Source organism: Arthrobacter sp. BC5 (assembly GCF_056680255.1).
Map to the genome: position 1 here is coordinate 3,683,011 of NZ_CM155273.1, position 14,474 is coordinate 3,697,484.

General features: G+C 69.5%; 10 protein-coding genes and 1 tRNA gene. 2 read left to right on the forward strand and 9 right to left on the reverse strand.

What is annotated here, in order from left to right:
* Nucleotides 1-44: 44 nt before the first annotated feature.
* Entirely contained in the window at nt 45-1,478 is a 1,434-nt protein-coding gene (locus AC1MFI_RS17245; RefSeq protein ID WP_479818497.1) for a sugar porter family MFS transporter, read from the reverse strand.
* Between the two features lie 292 nt (nt 1,479-1,770).
* On the opposite strand from AC1MFI_RS17245, the gene AC1MFI_RS17250 reads away from it, so the two are divergent.
* Complete coding sequence (locus AC1MFI_RS17250) at nt 1,771-3,000, forward strand: multidrug effflux MFS transporter (protein ID WP_479818499.1); 1,230 nt, start codon at nt 1,771-1,773, stop codon at nt 2,998-3,000.
* Between the two features lie 12 nt (nt 3,001-3,012).
* On the opposite strand, the gene AC1MFI_RS17255 is transcribed toward AC1MFI_RS17250, so the two are convergent.
* The 6 genes from AC1MFI_RS17255 to AC1MFI_RS17280 all read right to left on the reverse strand — a co-directional run bounded on the left by AC1MFI_RS17255 (nt 3,013) and on the right by AC1MFI_RS17280 (nt 10,889).
* A complete protein-coding gene (locus AC1MFI_RS17255) occupies nt 3,013-4,515 on the reverse strand; it encodes an SDR family oxidoreductase (protein WP_479818500.1) in 1,503 nt (500 codons plus the stop codon).
* Between the two features lie 159 nt (nt 4,516-4,674).
* A tRNA-Asn gene (locus AC1MFI_RS17260) sits at nt 4,675-4,747 on the reverse strand.
* Between the two features lie 54 nt (nt 4,748-4,801).
* The gene (gene dnaG, locus AC1MFI_RS17265) at nt 4,802-6,745 is read right to left on the reverse strand and encodes a DNA primase (RefSeq protein WP_479818502.1); all 1,944 of its coding nucleotides are present in this window, start codon (nt 6,743-6,745) and stop codon (nt 4,802-4,804) included.
* Between the two features lie 82 nt (nt 6,746-6,827).
* Nucleotides 6,828-8,111, reverse strand: a complete 1,284-nt coding sequence (locus tag AC1MFI_RS17270) for a deoxyguanosinetriphosphate triphosphohydrolase (protein WP_479818503.1) — start codon at nt 8,109-8,111, stop codon at nt 6,828-6,830.
* A gap of 85 nt (nt 8,112-8,196) precedes the next feature.
* Nucleotides 8,197-9,438, reverse strand: coding sequence for a tRNA dihydrouridine synthase DusB (dusB, locus tag AC1MFI_RS17275; RefSeq protein WP_479818505.1), 1,242 nt, complete (start codon nt 9,436-9,438; stop codon nt 8,197-8,199).
* An 86-nt stretch (nt 9,439-9,524) separates the two neighbouring features.
* Entirely contained in the window at nt 9,525-10,889 is a 1,365-nt protein-coding gene (locus AC1MFI_RS17280) for a YibE/F family protein (protein WP_479818506.1), read from the reverse strand.
* 353 nt (nt 10,890-11,242) lie between these two features.
* On the opposite strand from AC1MFI_RS17280, the gene AC1MFI_RS17285 reads away from it, so the two are divergent.
* Nucleotides 11,243-12,058, forward strand: a complete 816-nt coding sequence (locus tag AC1MFI_RS17285) for a lysophospholipid acyltransferase family protein (protein WP_479818507.1) — start codon at nt 11,243-11,245, stop codon at nt 12,056-12,058.
* Nucleotides 12,059-12,148: 90 nt separating this feature from the next.
* Here AC1MFI_RS17285 and AC1MFI_RS17290 read toward each other — a convergent pair whose 3' ends face one another.
* A complete protein-coding gene (locus tag AC1MFI_RS17290; protein WP_479818509.1) occupies nt 12,149-13,060 on the reverse strand; it encodes a GNAT family N-acetyltransferase in 912 nt (303 codons plus the stop codon).
* The gene (locus AC1MFI_RS17295; RefSeq protein WP_479818511.1) at nt 13,060-14,448 is read right to left on the reverse strand and encodes a glycine--tRNA ligase; all 1,389 of its coding nucleotides are present in this window, start codon (nt 14,446-14,448) and stop codon (nt 13,060-13,062) included. The genes AC1MFI_RS17290 and AC1MFI_RS17295 overlap by 1 nt, the downstream gene beginning before the upstream one ends.
* Nucleotides 14,449-14,474: the final 26 nt, after the last annotated feature.

A 14,474-nucleotide genomic window follows, 5' to 3' on the forward strand; every position in this document is an offset into this window, starting at 1 on the left:
AGGCTCAACCCGGCGCCGTGGGGTAGGGCACTGCCCCGAGGGGCTCACGCGGAGGCGAGCTCCTTGTTGTCCTCCAGGTCCTTGCCGTTGAACTCGGGCAGCCTGGTCCGCACGAAGACGAAGGACAGGACGGCGAAGACCGTGAACGCCGCGTACATGGTCCAGAGTCCGAGGTTCTCGCTGACCCAGGGGAAGGTCAGGGTGACGATGAAGTTGAAGACCCAGTTCACCATCGTGGCGACTCCGAGCGCGATCGAGCGGATGCGGTTGGGGAACATCTCGCCGAGGGTCACCCACATGACCGGACCCCAGGTCGCGGCGAAGAAGACGACGAAGAGGTTGGCCCCGACGAGGGCGATCGGCCCCCATGCTCCGGGCAGGGAGATGTCCTCGCCGGAGCCGTCGGCCTGCAGGAAGGCGAGCGTCGCGGCGAGAAGCCCGACGGCCATGCCCACCGAACCGATGAGCAGCAGCCTGCGACGTCCGACGCGGTCGACGAAGAAGATCGCGACGAACGTCATGGTCACGTTGATGACGGAGGTGATGACCGACGTCGTGAAGGAGTCACTCTCGCTGAAGCCCACGGACTTCCAGAGCGTCGTCGAGTAGTAGAAGATCGCGTTGATGCCGACCAGCTGCTGCAGCGCCGCGATGGCCATGCCGATCCAGAGGATCGGCTGCAGCCCGAACGCAGGCCCGCGGAGATCCCGGTAACTCGCGCGGTCCTCCCGCTCGAAGCTCTCCCGGATCTGCCTGATCTTGCCCGTCGTGTCCCCCACGCCGGACACGCGGGACAGCACGTGCGCGGCTTCCTTGTCACGACCCGCCCGGATGAGGAACTGGGGCGACTCGGGGATGATCAGTGCCAGGACGCCGTAGACGATGGCCGGGACCACTCCGACGAGGAGCATCCAGCGCCACGCGGAGAGCCCCCACCAGAGCTCGTTGCCGGCCCCGCCGGCTGCGCCGGCAAGCGACGCGTCCGAGAGCAGCGCCGCGAAGATACCGACCGTGATGGCCAACTGCTGGATCGAGGCCAGCCCCCCGCGCCATTTCGACGGCGCGATCTCGGCGATGTAGCCGGGGACGATCACGGAGGCGATACCGATGGCGAGGCCACCGACAAGGCGCCAGGCCATGAGGTCCCACTCCGAGAAGGCATACGCCGATCCCGCGGAGTTGACGGCGAACAGGATGGCTGCGGCGACCATGACCTTCTTGCGGCCCCAGCGGTCGGCGAGACCGCCGGCGAACCACGCGCCCGCCGCGCAGCCGAGCAGCGTGATCGCCACGGTGAAACCGAGGACGCTGGGACTCAGGTCGAAGTCGGCCTGGATCGAATCGACCGCTCCATTGATGACGGCCGTGTCGAAGCCGAACAGGAGCCCACCCACCGCAGCCGCGACCGTGATCGCTATTACCCGTGCCAGATGCTGCGGTGACTGTGCCGTATCCCGGACGGCGGCGTTCTCACTCATGTTCGGTTCTCCCTGCTCGTTCTGTGTTTCCTCACCCTACGTCAGCCCGAAGGGTGCTTAGCAGCGAGCCAGCCGTCCCCCGCACCTGCCGGTCCCTGCCCGGAGGGTTGACGCAGGTCATAGGATGGGAGGGTCATTGATTCGCCGCAGCAACCATCTAGTCCCGTCGCGGACACGTGGTCGCGCAGCTGGGCCGCTCCGCCGTCGTCGCCGGGCCGCCGCCGCGGTTGATGCCGTCCCCGCTTCACCTCCGTATCCACCGGCAGCACGTCCCGTTCCGTTAGGCAGCATCTTGAGCACCATCACGCACCCAGGCGACGCCCTCTCCCGCCGCGAGAAGATCATCTACGTCTTCATCCTCGGGACCCTGACGGCCCTGGGCCCCTTCACCATCGATCTGTACCTCCCGGCCTTCCCCGCGCTGCGCTCGGATCTCGGTGTCTCCGAGGCTGCGGTCCAGCTGACGCTCACGGGGACGACCATCGGCTTCGCCGGCGGCCAGCTCCTCGTTGGTCCGCTCAGCGACAAGATCGGCCGGCGGCTGCCCCTCATCCTCGCGACCACACTCCACGTGGGCGCCTCCATCGGTGCGGCGTCCGCGGAGGACATCAACATGCTGATGCTGTTCCGCGTCCTGCAGGGTGTGGGCGCCGCGGGCGGCGGCGTGGTGGCGATGGCCATGGTCAGAGATCTCTTCGGCGGCTACACGCTCGTCCGCATGCTGTCCTACATGGCGCTCGTCAACGGCATGGCCCCCATCTTCGCCCCGGTGATCGGCTCCCAGCTGCTCCTGCTCTTCCCCTGGCCCGGCATCTTCTGGTTCCTCGCGTGCTACGGCGTGCTCGTGATCGCCGCCGTTTCGCTGTTCATCATCGAGACCCTGCCGAAGGAGGACCGCCGGCAGTCCGGCCTCACCGTGGTGCAGCGGTACAGGGCGGTGCTGAGCGACCGCATCTTCATCGGCGTCCTGCTGGTCGGCGGCATGAACTTCTCCGGGCTCTTCTCCTACCTGTCGGCGTCGCCGTTCCTCTTCCAGGGGCCGTACGGGCTGAACGAGCAGCAGTACGGCCTGCTGTTCGCGATCAACTCCCTGGGCATCGTCGCGGGCGTCCAGATCAGCTCCCGCGTGCTCAGGCGCGTCGGCCCGCAGTGGGTCATCGCCATGGCCACCGTGGTGCAGCTGGTCATGGCCCTGCTCATCCTCGCCTTCGACCAGCTGGGCCTCGGCTTCTGGGGTACTGCGCTTCCGCTGTGGTTCTACATCATGGCGACCGGCTTCATCTTCCCCTGCGTGCAGGTGCTGGCGCTCATCAACAACGGGGCACAGGCAGGGACGGCCGCCTCGCTGCTCGGTGCGGTGACCTTCGGCACGGCGGGCGTGGTCTCGCCCCTCGTGGGGCTGCTGGGCGAGGGAATCGAATCAGCGACGCCGATGGCACTCGTCATGGCCGCGTGCATCGCCCTTGCCGTGGCGTTCCTGTGGGTCGTCGTCCGCCCCCGCACGGTGCCGGCTCTCCAGTAGGGCCGGCGGTCATCAGGCGGCAGCGGACTCCTGCTCCGGACCCGCCGCCAGCGCCTCCGCCGTCTTGGCGATGTTGCGTGCCATCGAACTGAAGATGAAGCCGTGGAACGGCAGCACGGCGAGCCAGTAGAGCCGTCCGGACAGTCCCTGCGGGAAGAAGACGGCCCGCTGGTAGTAGGAGCTGCCCGAGCCGTCGGGCTCAACCCTGAACTCGAGCCATGCGCGGCCCGGCACCTTCATCTCGGCGCGGAGCCGTAGTCGCTCACCGCGCACGAGCTCCTCGACGCGCCAGAAGTCGAGTGCCTCCCCCGTGAGGAGCTCCTTCGCGTCCCGACGCCCGCGGCGCAGGCCCACGCCTCCTGCCAGCTTGTCCATCCAGCCGCGCGCCGCCCAGCCGACAGGCCAGGAGTACCAGCCGTTCTCACCGCCGATGCCTTCGATCACCCTCCACAGTTGCTGCGGCGACGCCGTCGAACTGTAGGTCTGGACGTCTGTGAACACGGTGTGTCCCGCCCACTGCGGATCGGAGGGCAGCGGATCGGCCTCGGTGTCGATCTGCGACGCCCCTGCCCAGCTCGTCTCAACCTCTCCCGCGCGCATCTTGCCCAGTGCCAGGTCCACGGACCGGCGGTAGCCCGTGAGGCCGCCCTCCGGAACGGCGATGTACTGGTCGATATCGTGTTCGGCGGTGACGGCGTCGTGCTGCAGCGACTCGATGAGCGGCATGGCCATGGCGCGTGGGATGGGCGTGACGAGGTTGACCCAGTGCCCGGCGAGGCGGGGCGTGAGGACCGGCAGCGCGAGGATCCGGCGGCGCGGCAGGCCCGCGGCCTCGGCGTACTGGTTCATCATCTCGGCGTACGTCAGCACCTCGCGCGAGCCGATGTCGAACGTCCTGTTCAGGCCCTCCGGGAGATCGAGCGCCCCGACGAGGTAGTGGATCACGTCGCGGACGGCGATGGGCTCGATGTGGTTCAGGACCCATTTCGGCGCGGGCATGACGGGCAGGACGTCGGAGAGGTGGCGGATCATCTCGAAGGACGCCGAGCCCGAGCCGATGACGACGCCGGCCTGGAAGGCGACGGTCGGAGTGCCCGAGTCGAGGAGGATCCTGCCCACCTGGGTGCGCGAGCGCATGTGGGTGGACAGTTCGACCCCCTCGGGGTGGAGGCCGCCGAGGTAGACGATGCGGCGGACGCCGGCCCGGGTTGCCGCCGCCGAGACGGTGGACGCGATCTCGGCCTCACGCTGGTCGAAGTTCTTGCCCGAGCCCATCGAGTGGACGAGGTAGTAGAGCGTGTCCACGCCCCGGCTCACCTTCTCCATGATGTCGCGGTCCTGCAGGTCCCCCTGCACGATGTCCACCGAGGCAGCCCAGGGCACGTCCTTGAGCTTCTGCGGGGAACGGACGATCACGCGGACGCGGCGACCCTCCGCGACGAGTTTCGTGACCAGCCTGCCGCCGATGTAGCCCGTTGCGCCAGTGACCAGGATGAGCTTGCCGTCGTTGTCCATGCGGCACAGCCTACGCCCGAGCCCTGACAGCTTCCGGGCCGCTCACCGGCTGAGGTGGGCGACCGGGCCGTCGGGGCCCGGCCGGCCGGCATGCACGACCTGCACCCGGGCAAGAAGAATGCCCCTGACCGGTGTTTCCACTGGTCAGGGGCATATTTGCTCCTCCGACTGGACTTGAACCAGTAACCCTTCGATTAACAGTCGAATGCTCTGCCAATTGAGCTACGGAGGAATGCGCAGGTATTACTCTACATACCTTCAGGGGCGAAGTGAAATCAGCGCGGGCTCACTCCTCGCGGAGCTGCCGTCGCTGCATCTCGAGCTCCATCAGATCGCGCTGCACCTGGTTGTAGAGCGCCGGATCCGCTGCCGGATCCATGCGCTGGAGCTGACCGAGCTTCTCCGCTTTCTGCTGCGTGATCCGGAGCTCTGTGAGGCGGTTCAGGATGTCACGGCAGTACAGCACCATCGCATCGGCGTCCTTCGCCGGCAGGGGCCGGACGGCCAGCTCGCTGACGAGGGGGCGCAGGACATCCGGTACGCCCTCGCGCACCGACTCCACCCATCGGGAGAGCTCCGCCCCCGCGGCCCCCGCAGCGAGGACGGCGTTGTGCAGCGCCTCGTAGACGGGGACGGTGAACCGGAACGTGGAGAAGCTCTCCCACTGGGTCGCGGTGAGCAGGGTGGGCTGCTGGAGCGCGACCTCGAGTACCTCCCGCTCCATCCGGGCAATGGGGTCCCGGGGATCAGGGCGCTCGAAGGACGGATCCTCGGAAGGGGCAGGCTCGGAGCCATGACCCGAGGACGCGCCGCCCGGCTGCCCGGCACCCCCCTGCTGACCCTGCTGACCCTGCTGGCGGCCGCCCCCGGACGCCGGGGCGCTGTCCCGGCGCGCAGCCGCCGCGACGGCACGGGCCACCTGGTCCTCCCCGACGTACTGCATGCCGAGCCAGCGGGAGAGCTCCCTCGTGTACGTGGAGCGGAGGGAGACGTCCCGGATCTGCGCGACGATCGGGGCGGCATGCCGCAGGGCCTTGACCTGCCCCTCCCCCGAGGAGAGGTCGAAGTTCCCGAAGGATGCCTTGATCGCGAACTCGAACAGGGGCCGCCGATCGGCGATCAGGGCACGGACGGCGTCGTCGCCCCGGGTCTGCCGGAGCTCGCACGGGTCCGCGCCGGATGCCTCCACGGCCACGTACGTCTGCGAGTTGAAGCGCTGGTCCTCCTCGAACGCCCGCAGGGCCGCCTTCTGGCCCGCCGCGTCGCCGTCGAAGGTGAAGATGACCTCTCCGCCCGTGCCGTCGTCGGAGAGCAGCCTGCGGGCGATCTTGATGTGGTCCGTGCCGAACGCCGTGCCGCACGTCGCGACGGCGGTCCCCACACCGGCGAGGTGGCAGGCCATCACGTCGGTGTAGCCCTCGACGACGACGAGCTGCCGGTTCTTGGCGATCTCCCGCTTGGCGAGGTCGATGCCGTACAGCACCTGGGACTTCTTGTAGAGCGAGGTCTCGGGCGTGTTCAGGTACTTCGGCCCCTGGTCGTCCTCGTACAGCTTCCTCGCACCGAAACCGACGGTGTCCCCGGTGATGTCGCGGATGGGCCAGATGAGCCGCCCGCGGAAACGGTCGTAGAACCGCCCGGCGTTGCTCGACGACGCGCTGAACATGCCGGTCAGCTTCAGTTCGTCGAGGGTGAAACCCCGGCCCGTCAGATGGTTGAGCAGCGTATCCCAGCCCTGCGGGGCGTACCCGACGCCGAACTGCTCCGCGGCCGCGCGGTCGAAGCCCCGCTCCTGCAGGAACTGGCGGGCGGTGGCAGCGCCCTGCGTGAGGAGCTGGTCACGGAAGAACTCGGCGGCGATCTTGTGGGCGTCCAGCAGACGCTGCCTCTTGCCCACGTCCTCGCGCCGCGGGCCCGTGCCGCCGTCCTCGTAGTGCAGCTCGAAGCCGATGCGTGCCGCGAGCTTCTCGACGGTCTCGCTGAAGGAGGTGTGGTCCAGCTTCTGCACGAAGGAGATGACGTCTCCGCCCTCGCCGCAGCCGAAGCAGTGGTAGGAGCCCATCTGGGGGCGCACGTGGAAGGACGGCGACCGCTCGTCGTGGAAAGGGCACAACCCCTTCCACGAGCCGATGCCGGCCGACTTGAGCGTGACGTAGGCCTCGACGACCTCCTTGATGTCGGTCCGCTGGCGCACCTCATCGATGTCTTCACGCTTGATGAGTCCGGCCATGGAACCCAGTTTATGCCTGCCCCACCGACACCTCGACAGCCGCCGGCGCGGAGGTGCGCGGGGCCGTCGTGGCGGAGCAGGCCTACCAGAGAGCGGGAACGGGCCCGACGATGCGCTCGTGGAGGCTGAGCGCGGAGGCGTCGGTGAGGGACGCCACCTGGTCGATGACCACGCGCAGGCGGGCATCGGCGTGCGGCGCCTCCCGCCAGTCGGCGGCGAACATCGGCTCGAGGTAGCGGTCACCGTCGGCGTGGATCCGGGCGACGAGGGACGCGAGGATCTCGCGCTGGCGCTCGTAGAGCGGCTGCCGGTGATCGGTGGTCATCACGTAGGTGGTGGCCAGGCCCTTCATGACGGCGATCTCCATGATGGTCTCCTCCGGCACCACCATCTCGGCGTTGTAGCGGGTCAGGGAGTCAGGCCCGTAGATGGAGCGCGTGGACTGCATGGCGCTCAGGCAGAAGCGGCCGATCAGCTGGCTGGTCATGTTCTTGAGCGCGGCCATGGACCGGCGGGTGCCGTCCGCCTCACGGACCCAGACCGGCGTCTTCTCGAGGCGGGCGAGCGCTGCGTCGACGGCCGCCGGATCACTGCCGGGAAGGTACCACTGCTGGGTGTAGCCGACCACGCGTGCACGTGCGTCGGCACTGTCCATCCACTTGAGCTGCAGGTGGCCTGCCACGATGGCGTCCTCGACGTCGTGCACCGAGTACGAGATGTCGTCCGCGAGGTCCATGACCTGCGCCTCGAGGCACGAGCGGCCCTCCGGGGCGCCGTCGCGCAGCCATGCGAAGACCGGCAGGTCGTCGTCGTACGCACCGAACTTCGTGGTGCGCTGGCCGCTGATCACCGGGGCGGCCGCCGCAGTCCACGGGTACTTGCACGCGGCGTCCAGGCTCGCGCGGGTGAGGTTCAGGCCCGCGGGCCCGCCATCGGGCGCCAGGACCTTCGGTTCCAGCCGCGTGAGGAGGCGGAGCGTCTGCGCGTTGCCCTCGAAGCCGCCGATGGCGTGGGCTATGTCGTTGAGCGCCGATTCACCGTTGTGGCCGAAGGGCGGGTGCCCGAGGTCGTGGGCCAGGCAGGCGGTGTCGACGATGTCCGGATCACACCCGAGGGTCCTGCCCAGCTCGCGGCCCACCTGCGCGACCTCGAGGGAGTGGGTGAGGCGGGTCCGCACGAAGTCGTCGGTGTCCGGCGCGACGACCTGCGTCTTCGCGCCGAGGCGGCGCAGGGCCGAGGAGTGCAGCACCCGGGCACGGTCGCGTTCGAAGTCGGTGCGGTGGGAGCTCTTGGGCGGCTCCTCCACCCACCGCTCCGTGTCCGCGACGCTGTAGCCGGTGGTGGCGGACAGTTCGGGGAAGCTCATGATGCCTTTCTAGCGCAGGTGGGAGGGCAGGTCCTGCCCGGTCCGGCCGGTGTGGAGCGGAGGACGGGCCCCGGGGACGACGGCGTCATCCGCCGGATACATCCACCTCGGCTGCGGCGATCTCGGCCTGCTGCGCCTCGTTGAGGACGCGGCCGTCGAGCCAGTGCTCGGGCAGGGCGGTCTTCTTCGGCGAGCCGGCACGGCCCCGGGGGCCCTCGGCGTCGGAGCCCGGATAGGGCGAGTCCTTGTCGAGTTCGTCCAGGAGGCCGCGCAGCACCTCCAGGGTGGGGACCGTGGCCAGCCTGGCCCGCAGGTCCCCGCCCACCACGTAGCCCTTGAAGTACCAGGCCATGTGCTTGCGGATATCGCGCAGCCCCATCATCTCGCTGCCGAACGTCTCCACGAGGAGCTCCGCGTGGCGGTAGACGGTGTCCGCGACCTGCCCCAGGCCCGGCCGGTAGCGGGCGGAACTGCCCTCGAAGGCGTTCATCAGGTCACCGAAGAGCCACGGACGGCCCTGGCATCCGCGGCCGATGACGACGCCGTCGACGCCGGTCTGCCGCACCATCCGCACGGCGTCCTCCGCACTCCAGATGTCACCGTTGCCGAGCACGGGAAGGTCCGGCAGCGCCTCGCGGAGTTCCGCGATGGCGTTCCAGTCCGCCTGGCCCGAGTAGAACTGGGACGCCGTGCGCCCGTGCAGGGCGACGGCGGCGACGCCGCTGTCGCGTGCGATCCTGCCGGCCTCGCGGAACGTGAGGTGGTCCTCGTCGATGCCCTTGCGCATCTTGATGGTCAGCGGGACGTTCCCCTTCGACGCCTCGCGCACCGCGGTCTGCACGATGCCCGTGAAGAGGTCGAGCTTCCACGGCAGCGCCGCTCCGCCGCCCTTGCGGGTGACCTTGGGCACGGGGCAGCCGAAGTTCAGGTCGATGTGGTCGGCGCGGTCCTCCTCGACGAGCAGGCGCACGGCGGCACCCACGGTCTTCGGATCGACGCCGTACAGCTGCACCGAGCGCACCGCCTCGTCGTCGTCGTGCGAGATGATGCGCATGGACTCCGGGCTGCGCTCCACGAGCGCACGGGAGGTGACCATCTCGGACACGTAGAGGCCTCCCCCGTATTCACGGCAGAGCCGGCGGAACGCCTTGTTGGTGATGCCGGCCATCGGCGCGAGGATCACCGGGGTGTCCACGGTGATGTTGCCGAGGGTGAGTGGCGGGAGGTCGAGCCGGAGGGCGCCGTCGGCTGCATCGGGAAGGGCGGCCGTGGAGTCGCCGTAGCCGGCATCGCCGGAGGGAGCGGGGAGTGTCGATACTGCGGTCACCCCTCCATTGTCGCAAGGTCCCGCAAATCCGGACGCACTGTTCGCTGTGCGCCTGCGCTCCCTGGCCGCCTTGCGCCACGCGTTCGTCATGCGCCCTCCTCGGCAGCGCGCCGGGCCCGCCGCTCACCGAGCGCCACCAGGCGCCCGCCCGGAGCGAGGGTTCCCTCGTCCGCGGGGAGCGTCGCGCCCCCGTGGCCCTGGGTGCCGTCGTCGTTCCTGCCGCCCCCGGCCTTCGGGCCGACCGCCTTCACCACGAGCACCGCGATCCCGGTGGTGAGGGGGATGGCGAGCACCAGGCCGATCGAGCCCACGAGGGTCCGCACCACCTCCTCGGCCAGTTCACCGCTCGTGAGGGTGTCGAGCAGGGCCCGGTCGTAGAGGGAGACGAGGATCAGCACGGGCAGTGCCGCCCCCGCATAGGCGAAGGCGATGGTGTAGACGGTGGAGGCGATGTGGTCCCGCCCGATCCTCATCGCGGAGGCGAAGAGCCGGCGGCCCGGGGTGCCCGGAGCGAGCTCGTACAGCTCCCACACCGAGGAGGACTGCGTGATGGTGACGTCGTTGAGGACGCCGAGGCCCGAGATGATCAGTCCGCACAGGATGATGGACGAGATGGACAGCTCGTCCGAGGCGTTCACGAGCGTGTAGGCGTTCTCGTCCCCGACCCCGGTCAGGTGGGCGGCGTCCGTGACCCACGCGGCGAGGGCCGCCGTGACGCCGAGACCGAAGACCGTCCCGAGCAGGGCGGTGGACGTCCGGGCCGAGAACCCGTGCGCGAAGTACAGGACGCCGTACATGATCACCACCGATCCCACGAGTCCGAGCAGCAGGGGCGGTCGGCCTTCCACGAGGCCGGGCAGGATGAACTGCGCCAGGATCACCAGCGCCCCCACGAGGCCGATGATCGCGCGGAGTCCGCGCCAGCGCGCGACGGCGATGACGACGACGGCGTACACGACCGCGAGCGCCACGATCGGGACGGACCGCACGAAGTCGACGAACACGTAGGGTGCGGCCCCGCCCTGCATGACCGCGGCGAGGTCGAGGTAGCGGATCTCGTCGCCCGCCTCCACGGCCTCGGTCTTCGCGAGCTCGGGAGTCACCTCCACGGGGATGACACCGCCCCCGAGCGCCGGCTGCGTGTAGGCGATGGTGCAGGTCAGGGCGGCGCCGCCGGCGTCGACGGTGGCCTGCGAGGACGGGCAGTCCCCCTCGCTGACCTCGCGGACGGTTCCCCGTTCGAAGCTGACGCCCTCCGCCGTCGCGTACGGATCCGCGACGGAGAGGGAACTGCGGTCACCGGTGGGCCAGAGCAGCACCATGGCGATGAGGGTGAGCACGCCGAGGGGAACGAGGATGGCCGAGAGCAGCACGGTGGCCCGCCGCCGCGTGGCAAGCGCGGCGGACGTCGGCTCCGGACTCTCGGTGGCGTGCAGGTGGCTGTGGCCCACGGACTTCCCTCGGGTGGTCAGGCTGTTGTTCGGACGTGGTTGTCCGGACGGTTCTCGCTCGGACGGCTCTTCGTGGCGGGATCCGGGCGGCGGACATGGCGCACCGGGCGCCTCTGGGATTCTACGCAGGGAAACGGCCCGCGCGGCGGCGCGTCACCTCGACCCGTCCGCCGCGCGGTACCGGGCCGCGGACCCGCTCGGGATTCCCTCTCGGTCCGCCGGTCCGCTGCCGGACCGGAGCACGAAAACTCCGCTCGGGACGCGTATCCGCGGCCGGCCGGGGTACAAAGAGTACGTAGAGGGCGCGAGCGGGTCTCCCCGCTCCCGCCGAGAGCCGGACGAAGGATCTGAGCATGGGATGGAAGCCGCGGCAGAGCGACCGCATGTACCGGTTCGTGGTGTACGCGGGCAAGGCGGTCTTCGCGGCCCTGCGCCTGCCGGTCACGGTCAGCGGGACGGAGAACCTCCCCGCCTCGGATCCCCTCCGGGGGCGCTCGCGGCGGGCTGTGCCCGGGCACGGCGCCGTCGTCGCCATCACCCACTTCGGGTACCTCGACTTCGCCTTCGCGGAACTCGTCCTGTGGAACCACGCACGCATCCAGGCCCGCTACCTGATCTCCAAACGGGCGGCGGGACACTGGTTCGTCAGCCCGTTCGTCTTCGGTCTCGGCCATGTCGTCACGGACCGGAAGGCGGGCGCCGCGGCGTACGACGACGCCCTCGAGAAACTGCGCGCCGGTGAGTACGTGGCGATCCTGCCCGAGGCGGGCGTCTCCCGCAGCTACACCGTCCGGTCCCTCAAGACCGGCGCCGTCCGGCTCGCGGCCGAAGCCGGCGTGCCCGTGATCCCGATCTCCGTCTGGGGAGCCCACCGCCTGCTGACCCGCGGTCACGGATTGTCCCTGCGTCGGGCCTGGAAGTCCCCCGTCCGCGTCCACATCAGCCCGGCCATCCACCACGCGCCCGGGCTCGACGTCACCGAGGAGACGGAGAAGCTGCGCCAGGAGCTGCAGGACGGGATCATGACGTGCATCGCCGATTTCCCGGTGGACCCGGAGCCGGGCGCGTGGTGGATGCCTGCGCACCTCGGCGGCAGCGCCATGACCGACGCCGAGCGCGACGCGGCCGACATCGCGGACAAGAGGGCCGGACGGCACGACCGCGGCTGACGCACCGGGACGACGTAGGGCCGCTCCCGGTCACGGGAGCGGCCCTACGTGCCGTCGGACGGTCGCGTGGCGCCCGGGGTGTCCTGCCGCTCAGGCGGTCGCGACCACCAGGGTCTCCGGACCTGCGAGCCGTGCCGCGCCGGTGGCCAGCAGGGGTTCGACGACGGCGACGAGCGCGTCCATCGAGTCGTCCACCTCGAGCTGGATGGGGTACTGGTGCACGAGCATGGCGATCATGGTGGCGACGGCGGCCTGCTGCTCCTGCGGGCTGAGCGTCGTGTCGTAGCCGAGCAGGACGTCCGCCGGATCGTCGGTCCGGGCCTGCGTGTAGCTGACCGCGAAGGCCGCGATGGCACCGCCGTCGGCCTTGGGCCGGTCACGGAGCACGATCGCTCCCCCGGCGCCGCTCGCGTCGCCGAGGAACAGCTGCTGGGCACGCCCCAGGCTGATGTCCGCACGGTCCCAGGCGTGGACGGACTCGTAGAACGTCGCCAGTGCCCGGGTCAGCTCGACGGACCCGGTGGCGGATTCCTCGAGCTGCGGGCCGGTGGCGTCGTCGAAGGCGGGTGCCGCGAGGGCTCCGGGACCGACGACGACGAGCCGTGAGCGCTGCAGCGTGCCGAAGCCCGTGGCTGCCGCGAACGCGGCACCGGTGGTCCCCGGCGTCACCTTCGACCGCAGTGCGGTGACTCCCGTCGGCGAGCCCGCCGCCTCGTGCTGGAGCATCGTGAGCAGGGTGGACCCGATACCCGCGCGCCGATGGTCCTCGGCGACCTCGATGTAGCACCACAGCCGGTCGGGGTGGAGCGCCGCCCCGTACACGCAGCCGGCCGCCACCGGCACCCCCTGGTCCACCACCGTGATGCAGCGGTTCCAGGGATTGTCCGACGGCGTGCGGAAGGACCCGCGGAACTGCTCGGCCGCCGCCGATTCCGGGCCGCCCCAGAGCTGGATGAGCTCGAGGTCGTCACCCTCCTGCCAGGCGCGGTACTCGAGAGCCATCAGGCTCCGATCAGGCGCGCGGCGAGGTATTCCTGCACCTGGTCGAGGGCCACGCGTTCCTGCGCCATGGTGTCGCGCTCGCGGATCGTCACGGCCTGGTCCTCGAGGGTGTCGAAGTCCACCGTGATGCAGAACGGCGTGCCGATCTCGTCCTGGCGGCGGTAGCGGCGGCCGATGGCGCCGGCGTCGTCGAAGTCGATGTTCCAGCCCTTGCGCAGCTGCGCCGCGAGGTCCTTCGCCTTCGGGGACAGGTCCTCGTTGCGGCTGAGCGGGAGCACGGCGGCCTTGACCGGGGCGAGCCGGGGGTCCAGCTTCAGCACCGTGCGCTTGTCCACGCCCCCCTTGGCGTTGGGCGCCTCGTCCTCCGTGTAGGAGTCGACGAGGAACGCCATGAAGGAGCGTGTCAGGCCCGCCGCGGGCTCGATCACGTACGGCGTGTAGCGCTCGTTGGTGGCCTGGTTGAAGTACCCGAGGTCCGTGCCCGAGTGCTTCGAGTGCGTGGAGAGGTCGAAGTCCGTGCGGTTCGCGATGCCCTCGAGCTCACCCCACTCGGAGCCGGAGAAACCGAAGCGGTACTCGATGTCGGTGGTGCCCTTGGAGTAGTGGCTCAGCTTCTCCAGCGGGTGCTCGAAGAGTCGCAGGTTGTCGGCCTTGATGCCGAGGTCCGTGTACCAGGAGAAACGCTGGTCGATCCAGTACCTGTGCCATTCCTCGTCCGTCCCGGGCTCGACGAAGAACTCCATCTCCATCTGCTCGAACTCGCGCGTGCGGAAGATGAAGTTGCCCGGGGTGATCTCGTTCCGGAAGCTCTTGCCGATCTGCCCGATACCGAAGGGCGGCTTCTTGCGCGCGGTGGTCAGCACGTTGTTGAAGTTCACGAAGATGCCCTGGGCGGTCTCGGGCCGCAGGTAGTGCATGCCCTCCTCGGAGGCCACGGGCCCCAGGAAGGTCTTGAGCAGTCCGGAGAACTCCTGCGGCTCCGTCCACTGGCCCTTGGTGCCGCAGTTGGCGCAGGTGACGTCCTTGAGTCCGTTCTCCGGCGCACGGCCCTTCTTCTCCTCGTACTCCTCCTCGAGGTGGTCGGCTCGGTAGCGCTTGTGGCAGGAGAGGCACTCGACGAGCGGATCGCTGAAGACCTCGACGTGCCCGGAAGCCTCCCAGACCTGGCGGGGCAGGATGACCGCGGAGTCCAGTCCGACGACGTCCTCGCGTCCGCGCACCATGGTCTGCCACCACTGCCGCTTGATGTTCTCCTTGAACTCCGCGCCTAGGGGCCCGTAGTCCCAGGCGGAACGGGAACCCCCGTAGATCTCCCCCGACTGGAACACGAAGCCGCGCCGCTTGGCGAGCGAGATGATGGGGTCGAGTGCTGACTTGGCTGCTGCCATGGTGGGTTCTCCAGTTCTGGGCAGGC

Excerpts from the sequence above, each read along its gene's own strand:
- AC1MFI_RS17245 (WP_479818497.1), bottom strand. The coding sequence starts at position 1,478 with ATGAGTGAGAACGCCGCCGTCCGGGATACGGCACAGTCACCGCAGCAT.
- AC1MFI_RS17255 (WP_479818500.1), bottom strand. The coding sequence starts at position 4,515 with ATGGACAACGACGGCAAGCTCATCCTGGTCACTGGCGCAACGGGCTAC.
- dnaG (WP_479818502.1), bottom strand. The coding sequence starts at position 6,745 with ATGGCCGGACTCATCAAGCGTGAAGACATCGATGAGGTGCGCCAGCGG.
- AC1MFI_RS17270 (WP_479818503.1), bottom strand. The coding sequence starts at position 8,111 with ATGAGCTTCCCCGAACTGTCCGCCACCACCGGCTACAGCGTCGCGGAC.
- AC1MFI_RS17285 (WP_479818507.1), top strand. The coding sequence starts at position 11,243 with ATGGGATGGAAGCCGCGGCAGAGCGACCGCATGTACCGGTTCGTGGTG.
- AC1MFI_RS17290 (WP_479818509.1), bottom strand. The coding sequence starts at position 13,060 with ATGGCTCTCGAGTACCGCGCCTGGCAGGAGGGTGACGACCTCGAGCTC.
- AC1MFI_RS17295 (WP_479818511.1), bottom strand. The coding sequence starts at position 14,448 with ATGGCAGCAGCCAAGTCAGCACTCGACCCCATCATCTCGCTCGCCAAG.